The organism is Streptomyces sp. NPDC015032 (assembly GCF_043080425.1).
In the GTDB taxonomy this organism is placed as follows: domain Bacteria; phylum Actinomycetota; class Actinomycetes; order Streptomycetales; family Streptomycetaceae; genus Streptomyces.
In genome coordinates this window covers 614,654-628,143 of sequence record NZ_JBIBVN010000001.1, presented here as the reverse complement: position 1 = coordinate 628,143, position 13,490 = coordinate 614,654, and the positions used below count along the sequence as shown (strand labels likewise).

8 protein-coding genes and 2 pseudogenes (1 of these 10 cut by a window edge) are annotated in these 13,490 nt (G+C 71.3%); 3 read left to right on the top strand and 7 right to left on the bottom strand.

Annotated features, from left to right (window positions below):
- The first annotated feature begins 23 nt into the window (after positions 1-23).
- The 3 genes from ACF08M_RS02810 (at position 24) to ACF08M_RS02800 (ending at position 3,268) form a co-directional block, all read left to right on the top strand.
- Positions 24-1,253, top strand: coding sequence for a hypothetical protein (locus tag ACF08M_RS02810; RefSeq protein ID WP_392183453.1), 1,230 nt, complete (start codon positions 24-26; stop codon positions 1,251-1,253).
- Positions 1,254-1,308: 55 nt separating this feature from the next.
- The gene (locus ACF08M_RS02805) at positions 1,309-2,823 is read left to right on the top strand and encodes a methyltransferase domain-containing protein (protein ID WP_392183416.1); all 1,515 of its coding nucleotides are present in this window, start codon (positions 1,309-1,311) and stop codon (positions 2,821-2,823) included.
- Positions 2,824-2,893: 70 nt separating this feature from the next.
- The gene (locus ACF08M_RS02800) at positions 2,894-3,268 is read left to right on the top strand and encodes a hypothetical protein (RefSeq protein ID WP_392183415.1); all 375 of its coding nucleotides are present in this window, start codon (positions 2,894-2,896) and stop codon (positions 3,266-3,268) included.
- A gap of 84 nt (positions 3,269-3,352) precedes the next feature.
- Here the strand turns inward: ACF08M_RS02800 and ACF08M_RS02795 are convergent, their stop codons facing one another.
- The 7 genes and pseudogenes from ACF08M_RS02795 to ACF08M_RS02765 all read right to left on the bottom strand — a co-directional run.
- Positions 3,353-5,536, bottom strand: a complete 2,184-nt coding sequence (locus tag ACF08M_RS02795; RefSeq protein WP_392183414.1) for a CDP-glycerol glycerophosphotransferase family protein — start codon at positions 5,534-5,536, stop codon at positions 3,353-3,355.
- A 57-nt stretch (positions 5,537-5,593) separates the two neighbouring features.
- Positions 5,594-7,882: a CDP-glycerol glycerophosphotransferase family protein gene (locus tag ACF08M_RS02790; RefSeq protein WP_392183413.1), complete on the bottom strand. Its 2,289-nt coding sequence runs from the start codon at positions 7,880-7,882 to the stop codon at positions 5,594-5,596.
- A gap of 162 nt (positions 7,883-8,044) precedes the next feature.
- Positions 8,045-8,956 carry a carbohydrate ABC transporter permease gene (locus ACF08M_RS02785; protein ID WP_392183412.1) on the bottom strand — a complete coding sequence of 304 codons (912 nt, stop codon included), beginning with the start codon at positions 8,954-8,956 and terminating at the stop codon, positions 8,045-8,047.
- Positions 8,953-10,371, bottom strand: coding sequence for a carbohydrate ABC transporter permease (locus tag ACF08M_RS02780; protein WP_392183411.1), 1,419 nt, complete (start codon positions 10,369-10,371; stop codon positions 8,953-8,955). Before ACF08M_RS02780 ends, ACF08M_RS02785 begins: the two co-directional genes overlap by 4 nt.
- 4 nt (positions 10,372-10,375) lie before the next feature.
- Positions 10,376-11,743, bottom strand: coding sequence for an ABC transporter substrate-binding protein (locus tag ACF08M_RS02775; protein WP_392183410.1), 1,368 nt, complete (start codon positions 11,741-11,743; stop codon positions 10,376-10,378).
- A 133-nt stretch (positions 11,744-11,876) separates the two neighbouring features.
- Positions 11,877-12,908, bottom strand: a pseudogene (locus tag ACF08M_RS02770) (FtsK/SpoIIIE domain-containing protein); the annotation flags it as partial.
- A 310-nt stretch (positions 12,909-13,218) separates the two neighbouring features.
- Positions 13,219-13,490: pseudogene (locus tag ACF08M_RS02765) on the bottom strand (FHA domain-containing protein); it runs 2,173 nt beyond the window's last position.

Below are 13,490 nucleotides of genomic sequence, written 5' to 3'. Positions count from 1 at the left end.
GTTCTGTTTTCATGGGTATCCGAATGCGATGTGGAAAATGGGATGTGCGACGGGCGAGAACGGTGGTGCTCATCGTCGCGGCCGCCGGGCTCCTGACCCGAATGCTGATCGCGGCGAATATGCCGGGCCCGGCCGATGTGCGGATCTTTCATGGATTCGCCGAGGCCATCGTGCGCTACGGGCCCATTCGGATTTACGAACAGCCGTTGCCGGGGCTGCCCGTCTACAACCATCCACCGCTGGCCGGCTGGATGCTCCTCGGACTGGACAGCCTCTCCGGGCTCGGAATTCCGTTCGGAACGCTGATCAGGGCACCCGCCTCGATCGCCGACTTCTGCTGTGCGCTCATCGTGTTCGAAATCGTGCGGCGGCGCGGCTCCCTCGGCACGGCGGTCGCCTGCGGGATGGGCGTGGCCCTCAGCCCCCTACTGATCGCCACGTCCGGCTACCACGGCAACACCGACGCGGTCGCGGTCGCGTTCGCCCTGGCCGCCGCCCATCTGCTCGTGGACCGGAAGTCACCGCTGGCCGCCGGGGTGACGGCGGCGCTCTCGATCAGCGTCAAGTTCATCCCGGTGGTGGTGATCCCGGCGCTGTTCGTCGTCGCGCTGCGGGCCGGCCGGCCCGCACTCGTCCGGTTCACCGCCGGGTTCACCGCCCTGATCGCCCTCTTCTGGGGGCCGGTCCTGGTGACCGTGGGGCAGAACCTCAAGGAGAACGTCCTGGAGTACGCGGGCGGCAGCAACCGCCTGTGGGGCCTTGTCCGGTTCGCCGACGTGCTCGGCCTGCCGGAGTCCTTCATCACCTTCATCCAGGGCCAGGGCCACTTCCTCTTCGTACTGGTCTGTGCGGCGGCCGGGGTCTGGCTCGCCTGGCTGCGGCCCGCGCAGCTGCCCGGTGTCGTCGGCGTCACGATGGGGCTCCTGCTGCTGCTCTCCACCGCGTCCGCCCTGCAGTACCTGACCTGGGCGGCAGCCGGGCTGTTCGTCATCGGGTTCTGGGAAGGCGCCGCGTACAGCTGCCTGCTCGGCCTGACGGCGGTCCTCGGCTACCAGGGGCGCTCCGCCGTGCGATGGAGCGAAACGGTGCTGCACTTCGGCGAGGCCGGCTGGTTCGTCCTCGCCGCCGGTCTCCTCAGCGGAATCCGCAAGATCCTCGCCGCGCCGGCGGCCGTACCCCCGCAGTCCTGCGCCGAGCGGCCTCTGGTCAAGGCGCCCCGCACTTCGCAGCCCACCGGATCCGCCGTCAACTGACCGCTCCCGCCCAGCCCTGAGCACCGAGCACCGAGCACAAACTGGAGAACGCCCCGTGAAGGAAAGCCCGAGCCCCAGGATCGGCATCCTGGTGGTCGCGTACAACGCCGAGACGACGCTGGAGAGGACCCTCGACCGCATTCCGGAAGACTTCCGGTCCAAGGTCGCCGAGATCCTCATCCTCGACGACGCGAGCCATGACGCGACCTTCACCGCGGGCTGCCGCTGGTCGCAGACGGAGGGAATGCCGCGGACCCTGGTGATGCGGCACACCAAGAATCTCGGCTACGGCGGAAACCAGAAGGCCGGATACGCGCTGGCCGCCGAACACGGACTCGACATCATCGTCCTGCTGCACGGCGACGGGCAGTACGCGCCCGAATTTCTCGCCGAGATGGTCGCGCCGATCGAACGCGGTGAATGCGAGGCCGTGTTCGGATCACGGATGATGAAATCCGGATCCGCGCTCAAGGGTGGCATGCCGATGTACAAATGGCTCGGCAACCGCATTCTCACCCGCGTAGAGAACACGCTCCTCGGCTCGCGGCTCACCGAATTCCACTCCGGTTACCGCGCCTACAGCGTCGCAGCACTCAAGAAGCTGCCCATCCACCGGAACACCGACGCGTTCGACTTCGATACCCAGATCATCGTCCAGCTGCTCAACGAAGGAATGCGGATCAAGGAGATCCCCGTCCCCACCTATTACGGCGACGAGATCTGCTACGTCAACGGCATGAAGTATGCGAAGGACGTCGTCAAGGACGTCCTCGAATACCGGCTCGCCGTCAAGGGATTCGGCACCTGCGCCTGGATCCCCAAGCCCGTCGAGTACGCATTCAAGGAGGGCGACGGCTCCTCGCACGCCGTCATCCTGGAGAAGATGCGCGTCCTCCCGCCCGGCCGGGTCCTCGATCTCGGCTGCTCCGGCGGCCTGTTCGCCGAGCGCCTCGAAGCCCTCGGCCACGAGGTGACGGGCGTGGACTACGTCGAGGTCCCCGGCGTACGTGAGAAATGCACCCGCTTCCACCTCGCCGACCTGGAGGAGGGGCTGCCCGCGGAGATCGGCGCCGACTACGACTACGTGGTCGCCGGCGACGTCATCGAGCACCTCTCGCGCCCCGAGCGGGTGCTCGCCGAGGTCGCCACCGTGCTGCGGCCCGGCGGCCATGTGCTGCTCTCCGTACCGAACTTCAGCCACTGGTACTCCAGGCTGCGGGTCGCGCTCGGGGTCTTCGACTACGACCGGCGCGGCATCCTCGACGAAACACATCTGCGCTTCTTCACCCGGGCCAGCCTGCGCCGCACGGTCAGGAACGCGGGCTACGACGTCCTCCACATGGCCTCCACCGGGGCCCCGTTCTGGGCGCTGCTCGGCGGCGGACCGCTCTCCGTGGTGCTCGGCGGGATGTCGAAGCTGCTCACCCGGATCCGGCCGACGCTGTTCGGCTATCAGCACGTCGCCCTGCTCACCCCGCACGCGGCCGAGACGATCATCGCTGGAGAGCACGTCGATGTACAGGACATCCTCAACCGACAGCACGCCCCGTCCGCCCGGGTCGGCGTCTGAGACGGCCGCCCCCCGTCCCACCCCCGCCCCGGCGTCCAAAACCCCGGTCGCCGCAGTCAGGAGCAAGGTCATGACCCTCCCCAGTCTGATGCTGCTGCTGTTCGCCGTGTTCTCGTCGGCGGGCGGCCAGATCATGCTCAAGCACGGAATGAAGGGCGCCGCGACCGCCGCCGCGCAGGGCGGGGGGTCCCTCGTCCTGCGCGCCGCGACCAGCCCATGGGTCGTCCTCGGCCTGGTGGTCTTCGCGGTGTCCGCCCTCGCCTGGATGACCACCCTGGCCAAGGTGCCGCTGTCCATCGCCTACCCGTTCAACGCCCTCGGGTATCTGCTGATCGTGCTGGCCGGGGCGACCGTGCTGCACGAACGGACCTCGGTGTGGACCTGGGGCGGCTCGCTGCTCGTGGTCATCGGCCTCGTCACGGTGATGGCCGGCCAGCGGAGCTAGGGCCTCTCGTTTGGATCATGCCGGGCTCGCGGGGTCTGGCACGCACGCTCGCCGCGTTGTCGTCGGACGGCACCCGACAGGCTCTCAGGCCCGTCCGACGGCCGGCGCCGCCTGGCCCAGCAATACCCTCCGCACCACCCGTTCCGCGGCCCGCCCGTCGCCGTACGGACAGAACCGGGCCCGGAACGCGGCCCGCAGCGCCTCGTTCGCCGGGCTCTCCCAGCTGCCGTCGAGGAAGATCCGGGCCAGCTCCTCCGTATCGGCGCAGACCGCACCGGGGGTGTCACCCGGCTTGCCGGACAGCAGATCGAAACAGACCCCCCGGACCGTGCGGTACGTCTCCCAGTCGGGGGCGTGCACCACGATCGGGCGGTCCAGATGGGCGTAGTCGAACATCACCGACGAGTAGTCCGTCACCAGCGCGTCCGCCGCCAGGCACAGCTCCTCGATCCGCGGATGGCCGCAGACGTCGAGGAGCGAGGGGTGCTCCGGAACCCCGGCGCCCTCGTAGAAGTAGTGGGCACGGACCAACACCACGGTGTCCGGGCCGAGCGCCTCGCAGAACCGGACCAGATCGAGCCGGCTGGTGAAGCCCGCCTCGTAGTCGCGGTGCGTCGGCGCGTACAGGATGGCGCGCCGGCCGGGCCGGATGCCGAGGCTCTCGCGGATCTCCGCGATCCGCTCGTCCGTCGCCGTCGCGAAGACGTCATTGCGCGGGTAGCCCGATTCCAGGGACCGCGCGGTGCCCGGATAGGCGCGGGCCCACACCTCGGTGGAGTGCGGATTGGCGGAGACGCTCCAGTCCCACCGGTCGACGCGCTGGAGCAGCCGGTCGAAGTTCAGCCCCTGGGCCGCGGCCGGATAGTCCTGCTGGTCGAGCCCCATGATCTTCAGCGGGGTGCCGTGATGGGTCATCACATGAACCTGACCGGGGCGTTTGACCAGGTGGTCGGGGAAGTTGACGTTGTTGAAGAAGTACGTCGCACGGGCCAGCAGCTGCCAGTAGCGGCGGGTTCCCGGCACCACGTGGTCGATGTCCCCGGGCACCGCGTCCACCTGGTTCTTCGACACCACCCACACCCCGCGCACCTGCGGGGCCAGCTCCCGGGCCCGGCGGAAGACAGCCTCCGGATTGCAGCTCACCCCGCGGTTCCAGTACGCGGCGTAGACGGCGAGCCCCGGATCCAGCGGAAGCCTGCGCTGCCACCAGTAGTAGCGCGCGGCGAGGGTGCGCCCGGCCCGCGCCCGGACCGCGCCGGGCGCCGCCCGCAGCCTCCGGCGCAGGGCCAGGACCGTGTCGAGGGCGCCGAGGACGACGTACCGGCCGCCGCCCATCAGCCGCGCCCGCAGCCCCTTGGCGCCGCCCGGGAAGTGCTGCCCCCCGGGCCGGTACGCACGGTGGAACGCGGCCACGGACCGGACGTAATGTCTGCGCCGCCGGGTCACCGCCGGGTACCCGGCAAGGAGTTCCTGGGCCGCCCGCTCGAAGAGCGGGGTGCGCACCGGCCGCAGGAGCGGCCGGTCCCGTACGAACTCCATCAGACCGGCGTACGCGTCGACGAGCTCGTGCGGTGCCGAGCCGTCCGTCGGCTCCGCCGTGTCGGCCACATCGGCCGCGGCAGGCGGACGGCGCCGGCCGCGGTGTTCGACGCAGGCGGTGGGGAGTACGGCGACGGACTCGGCCGCGGCGAGGGTCTGGAGCGCGTACATCCGCTCCCCGTGCGGCCCCGGCCCGAAGACCAGCTTCTCGCCCTCGTGGAGGGCGCGGCGCACGGCGCGGTTCCAAGAGACCGGTGCGATGTCCAGGAGCCCCGGGTGGCCGGCGAGGGTGAGCCGGCCGTCGGGCAGTTCACCGAGCAGTTCCAGTGACCGGGTGGGCCGGGGGCGGCCCCGGAACGGCCGCCGGTGATGGCCGAACAGCAGCAGATCGGGGCCGCCGGTGGCGTCCAGCCGGTCGGCCACGGCCCGCAGGGCGCCCGGCAGGTGGACGAAGTCGCCCTCCAGGAAGAGGAGGTAGTCGCCGACGGCCCGCTCGGCCCCGGCGTTGCGCCGGCCGTCCGCGCCCGCCCCCGGTGGCAGATGGATGGCCTGCACCCGGCTGTCCCGTGCGGTGAACTCGTCGAGGAGCAGCCCCGAACCGTCCGGCGAGCCGTCGTCGACCCCGATCACCTCGATGTCCGTGAACGACTGCGCGAGTACCGACTCCAGGCACGCGCGCAACTGCCCTCGGGCGCGGCGGACGGGGATGATGACACTCAGCCGGGGCATACGGGCTCTTTCTCGGACTCGGGATACTCGGATGCGCGGGGAGGGGGAGGGCCGCGGTCAGGGGCGGTTGGCCGGCCGGGCGGCGGCGAGGCCGAGATCCGTGGGCGCCTGCGGGTCCGCGGGGGCCGGGACCTGCGCCGGACGGCCCGCCGCCGGTGCCGGGCGCCGCTGGGCGGGCGGGATCGCGCGCGGCCGTGCGGCCGTGTCGCCCAGGAAGACCCGGCGCACCACCCGTTCCGCCGCGTGCCCGTCGTCGTACGGACAGAAGCGCGCCCGGAACGCCTCCCGCAGCCGGGCGGAGCGGGCGCCGCGCCAGTGGCCGGTCGCGAAGACGTCGACCAGCTCGTCCTCGCTGTGCGCGATCGCGCCGGGCGGGCAGGAGTGCAGGTCGAAGTAGGTGCCGCGGGCCGCTTCGTACGCCTCGCGGTCGCCGCAGTGGAGGACGACGGGCCGGTCCAGGTTGGCGTAGTCGAACATCAGCGAGGAGTAGTCCGTGATCAGCGCGTCCGAGGCGAGCGCGAGCGCCTCGATGCAGGGATGGCCGCTGACGTCGATGATCTGCGGGTGCGGTTCGCCGGCCGGCCCGGCTCCGTACGCGTAGTGCGCGCGGGTCAGGATCACGGAGCCGGGGCCGAGGACCCGCAGCACGCGTGCCAGGTCGGGCACGGGGTGCCGGTCGCGCCGGTAGTCGCGGTGCGTGGGGGCGTACAGCAGGGCCAGGGCGCTCTCGGGGATGCCGAGCGACGCGCGCAGCCGCGCCACGTCCTCGGCGGTGGCCCGCTGGTAGATGTCGTTGCGGGGATACCCGTACTCCAGCGTCGTGCAGCTCGCGGAGGCGGACGGATAGGCCCGCTCCCAGACGAGGGTGGAGTGCCGGTTCGCGGAGAGGGAGAAGTCCCATTTGTCGACGTTGGCCAGCAGCTGCCCGAAGTCCATTCCGCGGGCCGCGGCCGGCCGGTCCTGAAGGTCGAGACCCATGGTCTTGAGCGGGGTGCCGTGGTGGGTCTGGAGCAGTACCTGGCCGCGCCGCTTGACCAGCCGCCGGTCGAAGTTGACGTTGTTCACCAGATATCCCGAGCGGGCCAGCGCCCGCCAGTAGCCGTACGTCCCGGGGGTGATCCGGCGCGTCGCGGCGGGCACGGTGTGCGCGTCCTCGGGGCGGCAGATCCAGGCGGTCCGCAGACCGGGGACCAGCTCACGGGCCTTCGCCTCGATCGCCGCCGGATTGCAGGCGTAGCCACGGTGCCAGTACGCGGCGAACACCGCCCGGTCCGTCTGGACGGGCAGCCGCAACTGGACGCGGTAGTAGGCCTGGAGGGCGGCGGCCCGCAGCACCCGGCGGACGGCCGCGCCGGCCCTCCGCAGCCGGCCGTACAGCGACCGCGCGGCCCACAGCGCACGGTACGTGCGGCGCGCGCCCAGCCGGATGAGGCCGTGGCGCAGCCGGGCGCGGCGCGGGGCGGGGGTACCGGGGGCGCGGTAGCGGCCGCAGTGGGCGCGGGCCCGGCGGAAGAACTCGGCCCGGCTGTCGTGCGGCAGCCGGCCCCGGGCGGTGACCAGCGTGCAGAAGTGGTCGAGCATCCTGCGGTAGATCACCGGCCGCCAGGGCGCGAGTCCGGGACGGGCGTCGATGAACGCGAAGACCCGGTCGTACTGTTCGAAGATGTCGAAGTGCTTGCGGCTGGTGGTGGCCAGGATGTTGCCCTGGCGCCGCTGCCGGTAGCCGACGCACACCCGGTCGAGGACCGCGATCGAGCGGGCGGCCATCAGCACCGGGTACGTCCACGGGGTGTCCTCGTAGTAGCCGGGCGGGAAGGCGAACCCCTCGGCCTCGACGAACGCACGGCGGTACGCCTTGTTCCAGGCGACCATCAGCACCTTCAGCAGCCCGGGGCGGCCGGTCAGCGTGAAGGTGGCGGGGCCGGTCTCGGCGAGGTGCTCGGCGAAGGTGTTGCGTACGCTCTCGCCGGTCCAGAACGTACGGGCGTAGTCGTAGACCAGGACGTCCGGTTCCCCGGTCGCCCGGATCCGGTCGGCGATGGCCCGCAGGGCGCCGGGGGCGAGGGTGTCGTCGCTGTCCAGGAAGATCAGGTAGTCGCCGGTGGCCTGCGCGATCCCGGCGTTGCGGGCCCGGCCCAGGCCCACGTTCTCCGGCAGGTGCAGGGCCCGTACCCGGTGGTCGCGGGCGGCGAACTCGTCGATGACGGCGCCGCAGGCATCGGGGGAGCAGTCGTCGACCGCGATGATCTCGAAGTCCTCGAAGGACTGGGCCAGCACCGAGTCCAGGCTCTCGTGCAGATACGCCTGAACCCGGTACGCGGGCACGATGACACTGAACCGGGGCACAACACATCCATGGGTCGTTCGCAGCGCGGGCGGGCGGTCCGCAAACGGCCGGTGGAGTGACGGAGTTACGTCAAAACGCGGCAAACCTGTGAATGTGCAGGTGGGGTGGCCCTGTTGCGGTGAACAGGACCACCCCGTGTTGACGTACGACGGTGCCGCGTACTACTTCACCGCGCCCGCCATCACGCCGGAGACGAACTGGCGCTGGAAGGCGAAGAACACCGCCAGCGGAATCACCATCGACACGAAGGCGCCGGGCGCCAGCACGTCGATGTTGTTGCCGAACTGCCGCACCTGCTGCTGCAGGGCCACCGTGATCGGCGGGGAGTCGGAGTCCGCGAAGATCAGCGCGACCAGCATGTCGTTCCACACCCAGAGGAACTGGAAGATCCCGAGCGAAGCGATCGCCGGTCCGCCCAGCGGCATCACGACCCGGGTGAAGAGCCGGATCTCGCCCGCACCGTCGAGCCGGGCCGCCTCCAGCAGCTCCCTCGGGATCTCCGCGAAGAAGTTCCGCAGCAGGAAGATCGCGAAGGGCAGGCCGAAGGCCGTGTGGAAGATGATCACACCGAAGGTCGTCTCGAAGATCCCGACCGCGCCGAAGAGCTTGGAGACCGGGACCAGCGCGACCTGCACCGGCACCACCAGCAGCCCCACGACCACCAGGAACCACCAGTCGCGGCCGGGGAACTCCATCCAGGCGAAGGCGTATCCGGCCAGGGAACCGATCACGACGACCAGGACGGTCGCCGGGACGGTGATCATGACGGTGCTGAGGAGGGAGTGGGTGATGGTCGAATTGTCCAGCAGCCGGGAGTAGTTGTCGAAGGTGAGCTGGGAGGGGGCCGTGAAGATCTTCCACCAGCCGCTCGACGCGATGTCGTCCGCGCCGCGCAGCGAGGAGAGCAGCAGCCCGATGGTCGGCATCAGCCAGAACAGGCCCACCAGGACGAGGAAGATCCGCATCACACCGCCGCCGGCGCGGGCGGCGATGCGTGCGCCGAGGGACCGCTCCGCCTTCACCGGTGCGCTGCCGGCCGTCGTGCTCGCGGTCGTGGCCGAGGCGGTCGTCATCGGCGCCCCTCCTTCCGGATCCGGCGGATGTTGACGTACATCACCGGGAGTACCAGCAGCAGCAGGAGTACGGCGATGGCGCTGCCGATCCCGAGGTCGGCGTCCGTGCCGAACGAGGAGCGGTAGAGCTGGAGCGCCAGCACGTTCGCGTCGGCCAGCGAGGAGCCCGGTGAGATGATGAAGACCAGGTCGAAGACCTTCAGCACGTTGATCATCAGCGTGACCAGCACCACCGAGAGAACGGGCGCGAGCATCGGCACCGTGATCCGGCGGAACACCTGCCACTCGTTCGCGCCGTCCACCCGGGCCGCTTCGAGGAGTTCACGCGGCAGACCGGCCAGGCCCGCGGCGATCAGCACCATCGCGAACCCGGCCCACATCCAGACGTAGGAGCCGATGACCGCCGGTGTGACGAGTGTCGGGCCGAGCCACTCGACCCCGTTGTACGGCTCCTCGAAGTTCGATGCGGGGAGCCGGAGTCCGGCGCCGTCGGCCGTGGCGGGCAGGGTGAACGTACCGTCCGCGCCCGCGGTCGCCGAGGCCACCACCTCGCCGTCCTTGACCGCCTCGACCTTGATGCCCTTGAGCCCCAGCTCCTTGGCGTCGATGACATTCGGTCTGCCGCCGCCGCCCTTGGTGAAGTCCAGCCAGGCGGTACCGGTGATCTTCCCGGATTCCGCCGCGGCGGCCTTCGCCGGCTTCGCGTCCGTCGGCATCTTCGCCGGTGCCACACCGACCAGCGGCAGTTGGACCGGCTGTCCGGCCCGTACCGGCGCCTTGGTGACGAACGAGCCGCCGCCGCCCGCCCTGAGCGGATGGACGGGCAGCGGATGCGCCTTCGGGTAGCTCGCCGACTCGGTGAACGTGTCGTGCACACCCACCCATACGGCGTTGGCGACCCCGCGCTCCGGGGCGGCGTCGTACACCAGCCGGAAGATGATGCCGGCGGCGAGCATGGAGATCGCCATCGGCATGAAGACGACCAGTTTGAACGCAGTGCCCCAGCGGATCCGTTCCGTCAGCACCGCGAAGATCAGCCCGAGGACCGTGGAGACCGTCGGCGCGAACACGACCCAGATCGCGTTGTTCTTGATCGCTGTACGGATGGTGTCGTCGGTGAACAGCGCCTTGTAGTTGTCGAGTCCGGCGAAGCCCGTACCCGCCTGGTCGAAGAACGACCGGTACACGGAGTACACGATCGGATAGACCACGAGCGCGCCGAGCAGCACCAGCGCGGGCGCCAGGAAGAGCGCGGCGATGATCCGGCGGGTGCCGGTCACGCTTCTGCGACTGCGGCCCGGTCCGCCGGCCGAAGCGCCGGAGGGCTTCCTCGGCGCGGGTACCGACGGCCGGCCGGACGGATGCTTGTCGGCGGGGGGCGCCGCGTCGGCGCCCCCCGCTGCGGCTGTCGTCATCGCGTCAGCTCTTGTATGCCTTGGCCGCGTCGGACTCCAGCCTGGCTTGAGCCCCCGCGATGTCCTTCGGGTTCTTCAGGAAGTCCTGGAGGGTCTTCCACTCGCCCTTCCCGGGCGTCCCGCCGAACGACTGCGGGGCCTGGTCGGACATGTCGAACCGGACCGCGTCGCCCGCCGAGATCAGCGCCTTCGCCATCGTGCGCTGCACCTCGTTCGGGTACGCGGCGGCGTCCAGGGCCTTGTTCGGCGAGATGAACCCGCCCTGTTCGGCCATGATCTTCGCCGCGTCGGTCGAAGCCAGCCAGGTCAGCAGGGCCTGGGCGCCCTTGCCGTCCTTCAGGGCCACCGCGGCGTCGCCACCCGTCACGACGGGGGACTCGGCGCCGACCGCCGGGAACGGGAACACCTTGGCGTCGGTCCCGATCTTCGCCTTCGTCTGCGCGATGTTGACGCCCACGAAGTCCCCCTCGAAGACCATCGCGGCCTTCGGCTGGTCGCCGCCGGTGAAGGTCTGGGTGACCGACGCCGGGAACTCGGTCTGCAGCGCGCCGTCGGCGCCGCCCGCGATCAGTGACGGCTTGCCGAAGAGCTGCGCGAGCGTGGTCAGCGCGTCCTTGACGGACGGGTCCGTCCACTTGATCTCGTGCTGGGCCAGCTGGTCGTATTTCTCCGGGCCCGCCTGGGAGAGGTAGATGTTCTCGAACCAGTCGGTGAGCGTCCAGCCGTCCGCGCCGCCGACCGAGACCGGGGTGACACCGGAGGCGGAGACCGCCTCGGCCGTCGCCAGGAAGTCCTTCCAGGTCTTCGGCTCGGATGCGCCCGCGTTCTCGAACGCCTTGGCGTTGTACCAGATCAGGGACTTGTTGGCGGCCTTGAAGTAGACGCCGTACTGGGTGCCGTCCACCGCGCCGAGATCCTGCCAGACCTTCGCGTAGTTCTTGGTCAGCTGGTCCTTGGCCTCGGCGCCGACCGGCTTGGCCCACTTCTTCTTCGCGGCCTGCTGGACCGCGCCGACCTGCGGGATCATCGCGACGTCCGGCGGCTGACCGCCCGCGATCTTCGTACCGAGGAAGTTGACGATCGGGTCCTGCGCCGGGACGAAGGTGACCTTCGCACCCGTGCGGTTCTCGAACTCCTTGAGGACCTTGACGAAGTTGGCCTGTTCGGCCCCGGTCCAGACCGCCGCGACCGAGAGCTTCTCACCGTCCAGTTTCGGTAGTACGACGCTCGACGAGCTCTCCTTGCCGCCCTCGGAGCCCTTGTCCGACTTGCCCTTTCCGCTGCCGCTGTCGTCGCTGCAACCGGTGAGGGCCAGTGTGCCGATGGCGCTGAACACCACGGCGGCCCTGCTGATCCGAAGGGTTGTGCGCATAGCTTCCCCGTCTCTCACATCGTCGTATGCGCACAGTCCTACGCCGGGTGTACGGGCGCCGCAATACCGCTTTCGGTGTCAACTCCTTGATCGTGATGGGCTCGTGACGTGAGGTCAGTAACGACCGCGCCGCTCAGGAGTGGACGGGCCCGAACGGGGCTATCGGCTCGGCGTTCACCGACCGGGCGGCCCGCTCCAGCGCACTGGCCAGCAGTGCCAGGTCCGTCGGACCGTTGCCCAGCTCGCGGACCTGGCGCCGGGTCGGCGGATCGCCCATCCGCTCCCACTCCAGCGGGACGACCGTGGGGCGCAGCGTCGCCGTACGCGGTATGCGCCCCGTCACCCTGCCGCCCTGGAACGGGGTCACCCGCCCGTCCGGATGCCCCAGCCGGCCGCGTCCGGGCGCCGGATCCTCCGGTGACGGCGGGACGGCCGGTGCGTCGAGCACGATGCGCAGCCGGGCCCCGTGCGCCAGATCCGTGTCTTCCGTACGGTCCGGGCGGGCGGACGTCGCGACCAGGTGGACGCCGAGCCGGCCGCCCTCCCTGGCCACGGCCTCCAGGGCCCGCACGACCGAACCGGCGGCGGGGCGGCCGAGGCTGCCGAGCGCCGGGGCGACCAGCGCGTCGAAGTCGTCGACCAGGACGACGAGTCGGGGCAGCGGGGACGGCCCGGACTCCGCGGACCGCGCGGCGGCGGGGCGCAGCCGGAGTGTCCCGCTCATCGGGGAGTCCACATCACCGCGCTGCTCCGCGGCGGTCGGCGGCCGCTGACCGACCATCCGCTGTGCCACCCCGTGCCGGTGGTGCCATTCGGTGAAGTCGTACGGGCCGAGCAGCTCGGCGCGCCGCTTCAGCTCGCCGCCCAGCGCCTGCGCGAACTCCCGCATCCGTACCGGATCGGAGGCCACCAGATGCGTGAACGCGTGCGGGAGTTCGGTGCACGGGCGCAGGCTCTCGCCGCGCTCGCCACCGGCGCCGTCGACCAGGAGTATGCCCAGCAGGTCGGGCCGGGCGGCCGCGGCCAGTGAGGCGGCGACGGCCCGCAGCAGCTCCGTGCGTCCGCTGCCGGGCGGGCCCTCGATGAGGAGATGCGGGCCCTCCTCCGACAGATCCACGCTGACCGCGCCCCGGGGCCCGGCCCCGAGCACCACGACGGGCCGCCCGGCGGCCGCGGCGGCGGCACCTTCGGCAGAGGCGGGTGCGGGCTCGGGTGTGCCCGCGCCCGTGTCCACCACGGCTCGCGCCGCGATCTGGGGCGTGTCGCCGCCGCGCTGCCCGCTGACCCGGTTCGAGGTCCGCCCGGATCCGGCCGAACGGAGGCCGTCGGCGCCCTGGCCGTCACCGCCGCCCCAGGGGCCGGACCCGGGAACGGTGCGGGAACTCGGGGTGTCCCCGGGCGTGGCGCCGTAACGCCCGCCGCTGACACGGGGCGTGGCGGTGCCGGGGTACGGGGTGCGCCCCGAGCCACGGGTGTCATGGGCCTCGTCGCGCGCGAGGCCGTGGCTCGCCGTGCCGACGTGCGTGGTGGTATCGCCGGCGGGGTACGGGGTGCGCCCCGGGCCCGGGGCGTCCGGTCCCGGGACACCGCCCGTGCGCTGGGTGCCCACGCGGGAGCTCGCGCCGCGCGGGTACTCCGTGCGGCCCGAACCGCGGGCAGCCCCGGGGGGGGGGGGGGGGGGCGGCCCCCCGCCCCCCCCCCCCCCCCCCCCCCCCCCCCCCCCCCCCCCCCCCCCCCCCCCCCCCCT

What these genes read in the sequence shown, in the direction of transcription:
- ACF08M_RS02810 (WP_392183453.1), top strand. Translation starts at nt 24, where the DNA reads ATGCGATGTGGAAAATGGGATGTGCGACGGGCGAGAACGGTGGTGCTC.
- ACF08M_RS02800 (WP_392183415.1), top strand. Translation starts at nt 2,894, where the DNA reads ATGACCCTCCCCAGTCTGATGCTGCTGCTGTTCGCCGTGTTCTCGTCG.
- ACF08M_RS02795 (WP_392183414.1), bottom strand. Translation starts at nt 5,536, where the DNA reads ATGCCCCGGCTGAGTGTCATCATCCCCGTCCGCCGCGCCCGAGGGCAG.
- ACF08M_RS02785 (WP_392183412.1), bottom strand. Translation starts at nt 8,956, where the DNA reads ATGACGACCGCCTCGGCCACGACCGCGAGCACGACGGCCGGCAGCGCA.
- ACF08M_RS02780 (WP_392183411.1), bottom strand. Translation starts at nt 10,371, where the DNA reads ATGACGACAGCCGCAGCGGGGGGCGCCGACGCGGCGCCCCCCGCCGAC.
- ACF08M_RS02775 (WP_392183410.1), bottom strand. Translation starts at nt 11,743, where the DNA reads ATGCGCACAACCCTTCGGATCAGCAGGGCCGCCGTGGTGTTCAGCGCC.